Annotated in this window: 10 protein-coding genes; 7 read left to right on the forward strand and 3 right to left on the reverse strand. The window is 50.7% G+C overall.

What is annotated here, in order from left to right; translation table 11 throughout:
* The 7 genes from ACJAZW_RS14445 to ACJAZW_RS14475 all read left to right on the forward strand — a co-directional run.
* Positions 1-213 (forward strand): glycine--tRNA ligase subunit alpha (locus ACJAZW_RS14445; protein ID WP_415159328.1); only part of this gene is annotated, 213 nt, incomplete at its 5' end.
* A gap of 60 nt (positions 214-273) precedes the next feature.
* The gene (locus ACJAZW_RS14450) at positions 274-453 is read left to right on the forward strand and encodes a hypothetical protein (protein ID WP_415159330.1); all 180 of its coding nucleotides are present in this window, start codon (positions 274-276) and stop codon (positions 451-453) included.
* A gap of 74 nt (positions 454-527) precedes the next feature.
* On the forward strand, positions 528-1,079 hold the full coding sequence (locus tag ACJAZW_RS14455; RefSeq protein WP_415159346.1) for a LemA family protein: 552 nt from the start codon (positions 528-530) through the stop codon (positions 1,077-1,079).
* A 46-nt stretch (positions 1,080-1,125) separates the two neighbouring features.
* Entirely contained in the window at positions 1,126-3,033 is a 1,908-nt protein-coding gene (locus ACJAZW_RS14460) for a DUF2207 domain-containing protein (RefSeq protein ID WP_415159332.1), read from the forward strand.
* A gap of 94 nt (positions 3,034-3,127) precedes the next feature.
* A complete protein-coding gene (glyS, locus tag ACJAZW_RS14465) occupies positions 3,128-5,218 on the forward strand; it encodes a glycine--tRNA ligase subunit beta (RefSeq protein WP_415159334.1) in 2,091 nt (696 codons plus the stop codon).
* Between the two features lie 27 nt (positions 5,219-5,245).
* Complete coding sequence (gene speB, locus ACJAZW_RS14470; RefSeq protein ID WP_415159336.1) at positions 5,246-6,058, forward strand: agmatinase; 813 nt, start codon at positions 5,246-5,248, stop codon at positions 6,056-6,058.
* An 85-nt stretch (positions 6,059-6,143) separates the two neighbouring features.
* Entirely contained in the window at positions 6,144-6,434 is a 291-nt protein-coding gene (locus ACJAZW_RS14475) for a hypothetical protein (RefSeq protein WP_415159338.1), read from the forward strand.
* A 125-nt stretch (positions 6,435-6,559) separates the two neighbouring features.
* On the opposite strand, the gene rnhA is transcribed toward ACJAZW_RS14475, so the two are convergent.
* The 3 genes from rnhA to ispH form a co-directional block, all read right to left on the reverse strand.
* Positions 6,560-7,000: a ribonuclease HI gene (gene rnhA, locus ACJAZW_RS14480; RefSeq protein WP_415159340.1), complete on the reverse strand. Its 441-nt coding sequence runs from the start codon at positions 6,998-7,000 to the stop codon at positions 6,560-6,562.
* On the reverse strand, positions 6,993-7,514 hold the full coding sequence (locus tag ACJAZW_RS14485; RefSeq protein ID WP_415159342.1) for a GNAT family N-acetyltransferase: 522 nt from the start codon (positions 7,512-7,514) through the stop codon (positions 6,993-6,995). Before ACJAZW_RS14485 ends, rnhA begins: the two co-directional genes overlap by 8 nt.
* The coding region (gene ispH, locus ACJAZW_RS14490; RefSeq protein WP_415159344.1) for a 4-hydroxy-3-methylbut-2-enyl diphosphate reductase at positions 7,515-8,441 on the reverse strand (927 nt) is incomplete at its 5' end.

Below are 8,441 nucleotides of genomic sequence, written 5' to 3' on the forward strand. Positions count from 1 at the left end.
AAGGCACTTTTGGCAGCGGGCCAGGACGGCAATCAACACAAATTGGCCATGCCTGCTTATGAGCAATGCATCAAAGCCTCCCACGCGTTCAACTTACTTGACGCGCGCGGCGTCATTTCGGTAACCGAGCGTCAGAGTTATATTTTGCGCGTTCGTGAATTGGCCAAAGCCTGCGGTGCGGCTTGGCTGCAAACTGAAGCTGGCGGTGCGTAAGACCTTTAATTTTTGCGCACGATCACCTATATCAATGCAGCATTGAAAAGGAGATGTGCGATGAAACGATCAAATGATCGACGAATTGCCACGCCGCCCAACCGAGCGGCAAAGGCGCTGAGTGAACATCAGTTCAAACTCAAAATCGTCAAAAACAAGCGTGATTATTCACGCAAAGCCAAACATAAAAAGGGACATTTGGATCAACACCAAAATGTCCCTTTTTTATTGGCTGCTTAATCGTTTCCAATTGATAACTCTTTGTATAAGCTCACGCAAAACGCTCTAAAGGGAGGCGCTCCGCCATGGAAGTAATTTGGGTACTGTTTTCGATTATTGTTGCTTTGGGCATCTACGCGATCATGGCGTACAACAAATTGGTCAAAACCCGCCAAATGGTTGAAGAAGGCTGGTCTGGCATTGATGTTCAACTCAAACGCCGCGCCAACCTAATCCCTAATATGCTTGAAACCGTCAAAGGTTATATGAGCCACGAAAGTGATACGCTGCAAGCGGTCACAGAGGCGCGTGCAGCTGTGCAAGGGGCAGGCAGTTCATCCCCAGCCGAGCGCGGAAAACTTGAAGGCATCCTGTCTGGCGCGTTGGGCAAATTGATTGCGGTAGCTGAAGCATATCCAGATCTTAAAGCGGACAGTTCATTCCTTGAATTCCAGGGCGCACTGCAAACCACTGAAGATGAAATTCAATTGTCACGCCGTTACTATAATGGTGCCGTACGCAACATGAATGTGATGGTTGAAAGTTTTCCATCAAATGTCATTGCCAATCAATTCCAATTTTTCAAAGCTGAGTATTTTGAACTTGAAAACGAAGCGGACCGCGCTGTTCCTGATGTATCATTTTAGACCAATTCTGAGAGCGGCCACTTGCCGTCTTCTACTTGTTTTTGCAATGTTTTTCGCTTTGGTACCGGCTTATGGTGCCGAGGCGATCCTGTCCTATTCGTCGGTCATAGACGTGCAAACGGATCGCTCCATCATTGTCACCGAAACCATTCGTGTGAACGCTGAGGGCCGCGATATTAAACGCGGCATTTGGCGCTATATCCCAACACAATCTCGTGGCAATAACGGCTACGCAATTGATCATGGTTTGGAAGTGCTTGAAGTGCTGCGCGATGGTGAACCGGACGACTGGAAATCAGAAACTGAGGCGGCAGGTGAACGGATATATATCGGTAACGCGGACGTCTTTCTGCGCTCTGGCATTTACACCTACACGCTGAAATATCGCACTTGGCGACAGGTGCGTGATTTGCCAGAATCAGATCAAATTTATTGGAACGCAACCGGGAACTTCTGGAGTTTCCCCATTCAAGCCGCAGTGGCGCAAGTCCGGTTGCCTGAAGGCGCGCGCATTCAGGATACCAAAGCGTTTACTGGACCATTTGGCAGCAACGCCAGCAATGCAACATTATCGTTTGACGGGGCACTAACGGCAATATTTCGTGCCAACCAATCTTTTGCCCCTGGCGAAGGCATGAGTGTTGTGGTGGGCTTCGACAAAGGCTTGATGGCACCGGCCACAGCTTGGGATAATTTTTGGGCCTATCTGTCGGATCGACGCGCGCTGTTTTTGCCTGCGATCAGCTTTTTAGTGGTCTTTGTCTATTTCTATTCGTCTTGGAGCGCAGTGGGACGTGACCCCAAAAAAGGCACGATCATCCCGCTATTCTATGCGCCAGAGGGTTTTTCACCTGCGCTTACGCATTATGTCCATCATTTTGGCTGGAAAAAGTCGGGCTGGACGGCTTTCACCTCCGCATTGATTTCACTTGCGACCAAAGGGTTGGTGACACTGGGTCAATCTGGAAAAGATACCAAAGTCACAGTCACGTCCAAAGAGCCTGATGATTTGCCAAGTGGCGAACTAAAACTTTACACATGGTTTCACGCCAAAGGCTCTGTGACGATCGACAAAAAAATTGGCGCAAGCTTGCACGAATTGCACAGCGATTTTATCGAAACCATCGAAGATGAAAACCGACGTAATTTCTTTGACCACAATACCGGCTTTGTGATTGTAGGTTTGGCACTGTCTCTGCTTGCTCTGTTCGGCATGCTTTATTTTGAGGTGATACACTTTTTCTGGTTGGTCATTGCCATTGTGGTCGGCGTGGTCGTTGCCATGATCTCCGGGATGATGTCCAAAGCAGGCTCGGGTCCCAAATTTTCTCGCGGTATCGCCCTTTTCATATTGATCGCGCTGTTCGGCAACCTCACTTCGGGGTTCATTTCATCACTCGATGTGTTCAATTTTGATCCCCTTTACAATGGTGACCTCTGGACAAACGCCAAAGCGTTTGTGAACGGCCAGCCGGGCGCAATCGCGACGATTTCGATTGTCATCATCAATATCGGTTTTGGGCTAACGATGCGCTCTGCAACGGTGCAAGGCCGCAAGGTCATGGATCAAATTGAGGGGTTCAAATTGTATATGGAGACCGCCGAAAAAGAGCGGTTGAACATGCGCGGTGCGCCCGATTTGACCGTTGAACGGTTTGAGAAAATTCTGCCTTACGCAATCGCACTGGGGGTTGAAAAGCCATGGTCCGAACATTTTGAAAACGAGCTGGCACGTAATGCGCTTAAACCTGAAGATCAGAACTATAATCCGGCATGGCATTCAGGTCGGGGATGGCGTGCGGATCGCATTGCATCCAATATTGCGTCTACTGCGACGGCCATGAGCGCTGCGATGATTGCAGCGCAACCCGCGTCGGCGTCTTCCTCAGGCTTTTCGTCTGGTGGTGGCTTTTCGGGCGGCGGCGGCGGCGGCGGCGGCGGCGGTGGCTGGTAGAACCAGCCGCATTAACACCAAAAACCGTGGACATATGCCCAATTGGCCGCTATCAAACTTTGACTTAAAATTCACCCAATCGAAGTAAGCAAACATGCCTGAACTCCTGCTCGAACTGTTTTCAGAAGAAATCCCTGCGCGTCACCAACGTCGCGCTGCCGAAAACTTGAAAAAGCTCATCACTGACGCGCTGGTGGAGCGGGGTTTGCTTTACGAGGGGGCTGTGTCATTTGTCACGCCGCGCCGTTTAACCCTTTCTGTGATTGGTTTACCCGCTGCGTCTGCGGCCACCAAAACGGAACGTAAAGGGCCGCGCACCGATGCGCCGGAAAAAGCCATCGAAGGTTTCTTGCGCGCCGCTGGTCTGTCATCCGTTGAACAAGCAAGTGTGCAGAACGATCCGAAAAAGGGCGACTTCTATGTCGCGATTTCTGAAAAACCGGGCGAGAAAACCACTGACATTGTTGCTGATATTGTTCCAAACCTGATCGAAAAATTCCCTTGGCCAAAATCTATGCGCTGGGGCAGTGGCAAGCTCACTTGGATTCGCCCATTGCGCGCGATTATCGCGACGTTGGCCGTTGAAGGCGATGAGACACAAACCATTGAATTTGAAGTTGGTGAGGTAAAGTCCGGCAACACAACATATGGCCATCGCTTTTTGGCACCAGAAGCGATCAATGTGCGCCGATTTGAAGACTATGCCGCAGCGCTTGAAAAAGCCAAGGTTGTACTCGATCTGGACCGGCGCATGGAAATTATTCGTGCCGACGCCGATAACTTGGCATTTGCACAGGGCCTTGAAGTGATCGCTGATCAAGGGCTGCTCGAGGAAGCGGCTGGGCTGGTTGAATGGCCTGTGGTGATGATGGGTAACTTTAAGCAAGAGTTTCTCAGTTTACCCGAAGAGGTGGTGACCACCGCAATTCGATCGCACCAGAAATGCTTTTGCCTTCGCAATGCCGAAACAGGCAAACTAGCGGATCGTTTTCTGTTGATATCCAACCTTGAAGCACCGGACGGCGGCAAGACGATTGTTGCGGGCAATGAGCGGGTGATCCATGCGCGGCTTTCGGACGCGAAATTCTTCTATGATACGGACTTAAAAACCCCACTTGAAAACCGATTGCCCAAACTGGATGCTATGGTGTTTCACGAGAAGCTGGGCACCCAATCTCAGCGCGTCGAAAGACTGATTGCATTGGCGGCGGAACTTGCACCAATGGTTGGCGCACATGCGGACGACGCAGCGCGGGCGGCAAAATTGGCCAAAGCCGATTTGGTCACCGACATGGTGTTTGAATTCCCAGAGCTGCAAGGCTTGATGGGTAAATATTACGCATTGGCACAAGGTGAAAAACAGGAAGTTGCTGACGCGATTCTTGATCATCATAAGCCGTCTGGGCCCAGCGATGAAGTGCCAGTTGAAGCTGTTTCAATTGCCGTGGCGCTTGCCGACAAGCTCGACATGTTGACCGGCTTCTGGGCCATTGACGAAAAACCAACCGGTTCAAAAGACCCGTTTGCCTTACGTCGCGCTGCGCTGGGCGTCATTCGGATTTCGCTCGACAATCAACTTGATCTGGATTTGGCAAAGCTGGTTGCGGATCACATGGTGCGCATTTCAGGCGCTGCAGATGAAGCCAAGGTCGCCGATTTGATGTCGTTCTTTGAAGACCGATTGGTCGTGCAAATGCGCGATAGTGGCATCAAACACGATGTCTTGGACGCGGTGTTGGGCAATGGCGGGTTGGCCAAGGGCTTTACGCTGCCAAGCATAGTGGCGCGGGCGCAAGAATTGGCTGGATTGCTCGACAGCGATGCCGGGGAAAGCCTGTTAGCGGGCTATCGCCGCGCTGCAAACATTTTGCGCGCTGAAGAAAAGAAAGACGGCAAGCCATTTAACGATCCTGTCGATAATTCGGCCTTCGCGCAAGATCAAGAAGCACAGCTGTTTTCTGCCATCAAAGTGGTCAATGAAAGCGTAGCAGCCAATATTTCAAACGAAGATTTTGCAGCTGCCATGGCCGATCTCGCATCTCTGCGGACACCTGTTGATGCGTTCTTCGAGGATGTTATGGTGAATGATGATGATCCAAAAATCAGGATCAACCGTTTGAACCTGCTCGCAAAACTGCGCGAAACAATGCATTTGATCGCTGATTTTTCAAAACTGGCCGGGTAGGGTGCTACGCGGTCACAAGGAGGGGAAATGTCGCAGCATAAAGTTGCACTTCTTGGTGTGCCGGTAGACCATAATTCTAGCTATTTGCCGGGGGCTGCATCCGCGCCCGCGCGCATTCGCGAAGCCATTCATTGTGATAGCTCCAATATGTGGACAGAGCTTGGGGTGAACCTTGGCGACAATGAGAACTGGGTGAATGTTGGCGATATCGCGTTTCCAAACGATGATCGTCAACAAACCTCGCAAATGATTAGGGCAACGGCCCTCGAACTGATCGCCGAAGGTAAGCGGGTGCTCTCGTTTGGCGGTGACCATTCCGTTTCTTTCCCGCTCATTGACGCCCACGCGCAAAGCTATGATGGGCTGAATGTTTTGCACGTGGATGCCCATGGCGATCTTTATGATGATTTTGGTGGCAATCCACTCTCTCATGCTTCCCCCTTTGCGCGGTTGATGGAAACGGGCCGCATCAGCCGGTTGTTGCAAGTGGGTATTCGCACCCTAAACAGCCATCAACGTGCGCAAGCTGCAAAGTTCGGCGTTGAGATTATCGAGATGAAGGATTGGTCTGACAATGCGCAAATTGGTTTTGACGGGCCAGTCTATTTGTCGATTGACCTTGATGGACTTGACCCGGCCTTTGCGCCCGGTGTCTCACATTATGAACCGGGTGGATTTTCGTCACGCCAAGTGATCGACATAATCCACAATTTCAAAGGCGCACTGATTGGCGCGGACATTGTTGAGCTTAATCCGCACCGCGATATAAATAACATGACAGCTATGGTGGCGGCGCGATTGAGCAAAGAAATCATGGGGCGTTTACTCGTGGGCGGATAAATGCAAACATTTCATTCACTATATTCAGGTAGATGAATTCGTGAAACTGCGTAGGTTGCTGCAGGCTAATGGGTGAAGAGTAAGAATGAACCATAACATTACTGAAAAGCTCATTATCGCCGGACTTTTGTTTTTGGGCGCAAGCGCAGCCCAAGCCGCAAAATTTGAGTTAAAATCCACAGCCGCCGCGGAACAGGGCTGGTCGCAAGAGGGTGAATGCGAAGCAGGGGCGGGCGGAAAATGCACACCAGCCTATTTCTGCTCCAACAATATCTGGATGGCTGAAGCCGCATTTTTACGCATTCAAGATCGCCGCTATGCAGGCGAGCAACTGGTTATCGTCAAAGACGAGCAACCGATTTGCGCTGTCAATTAATAAGCGTTCTCAGCAAAAGTGGGCACCGGTTTTGCGGTTCGAGAACGCGCAAACAAACACGTTCTCAGCAAAAGTGGGCACCGGTTTTGCGGTTCGAGAACGCGCAAACAAAAGGCCTTCTCCACCTATACTTTGAACGGTGCCATGCCTTGGTTGGCCAACTGATCGGCACGTTCGTTGCCTTCGTGCCCTGCATGGCCCTTAACCCAGTGAAATTCAATTGTGTGCCGCTCAAGTGCAGAATCAAGTAACCGCCACAAATCCTCGTTTTTAACCGGTTTTTTAGCGGCGGTTTTCCAGCCGTTTCGCTTCCAATTGTGCATCCAACCAGTCACGCCGCCTTTGACATATTGGCTGTCGGTGTAAAGATCGATGATGCAGGGGCGCTTCAAGGCGTTGAGTGCTTCAATTGCCGCCATCAATTCCATACGGTTGTTTGTGGTCAGTTCTTCACCACCGCAAAGTTCTTTTTTCTTATCGTTGAAATGCAGCCAAGCGCCCCAGCCGCCCGGTCCCGGATTGCCTGAACAGGCACCATCAGTGAAAATTGTTACGCGGTCATCCATGCCATTGATCTCTGGTCAGTTTGTAAAAACTCAGTTCTTTACCTGAGTCGTCGTGCACTGTGTGCGTAAAACGCATGCCGATTTTTTGAAGGATATGAATGGAAATCGCATTTTCTGTAAAAGCGTAGCCAATAAATGATTGGTGCTCTGTCGCGCTGAACATCCAATCGCGCAGCGCCAGCGCGGCTTCAACAGCATAGCCTTTGCCCCATTCAGAGCGGAGCAGCGCATAACCAATTTCTGGCTCACCTTCTTCAAGGCCAAAACCTGCACGACCAACAAAAACATTGTCCGCAGTGCGCGAAACACGAAATTTGCACCAGCCATGCGCTTCAAACTCTTTTGTCCAAACCGCCATCCGGCGTTCAGCGTCAGCTTTGTCTTCGACCCGACCAGACAAAAACTTGGTGACCGCTTGATCACTATGCAGCTTGACCACATCATCGATCTGCTCGGGCAGCCAAGTGCTAAACGTCAAACGTTCTGAGCGCACTATGATGCGTTGATCTGGCATTTAGGCAGTTCGCAATTCACGAGGCACGTTAAAGGCAATGTTTTCGGTTGCTGTAACTTTTGCTGAAACCGAAATTTCAAATCGCTCGCCAAACGCTTCGATGATTTCGTCCACTAACGCTTCAGGTGCAGATGCGCCTGCTGTTATGCCGAGTGACTTGATGTTGGCAAATTGGTCCCAGTCGATCTCGTTCGCGCGTTGTACCAACATCGATTTGGGACAGCCACCACGCTCGGCAACCTCAACCAAGCGCATTGAATTGGATGAGTTTGGCGCACCCACCACAATCATCGCGTCAACCAAGGGGGCAACCACTTTGACCGCTTCTTGGCGGTTGGTGGTGGCGTAGCAAATATCTTCTTTGTGCGGCGCAGCAATTTCTGGAAAACGTGCGCGCAGCGCTGCAACAATTGCTGCAGTGTCATCAACCGACAAGGTCGTTTGCGTGACAAAGGCCAGTTTTTGATCGCTGTTCGGCATAAAGCTTGCAACATCGTCGACGGTTTCAATCAGGGTGATTGCACCATCGGGCAATTGTCCCATGGTGCCGACAACCTCGGGGTGGCCCTGGTGCCCGATCAGAATAATTTCAAACCCCGTCTCAAAATGCCGTTGTGCTTCCACATGTACCTTAGAAACCAAAGGGCAGGTCGCATCCAAAAAGAACATATTGCGATGCTTGGCTTCGTTCGGCACACTCTTGGCGACCCCATGTGCTGAAAAAATAACGGGCGCGTCGGTTTCTGGGATTTCGTCCAGCTCCTCGACAAAGATTGCGCCCTTGGCCTTCAAACCATCCATAACATATTTGTTGTGCACAATTTCATGCCGAACATACACAGGCGCACCATATTTTTCGAGTGATAGCTCGACAATCTGGATTGCACGATCAACACCGGCGCAAAAACCGCGTGGTGCACAAAGTAA

This window comes from Maritalea sp., from assembly GCF_047634455.1.
GTDB lineage: Bacteria > Pseudomonadota > Alphaproteobacteria > Rhizobiales > Devosiaceae > Maritalea.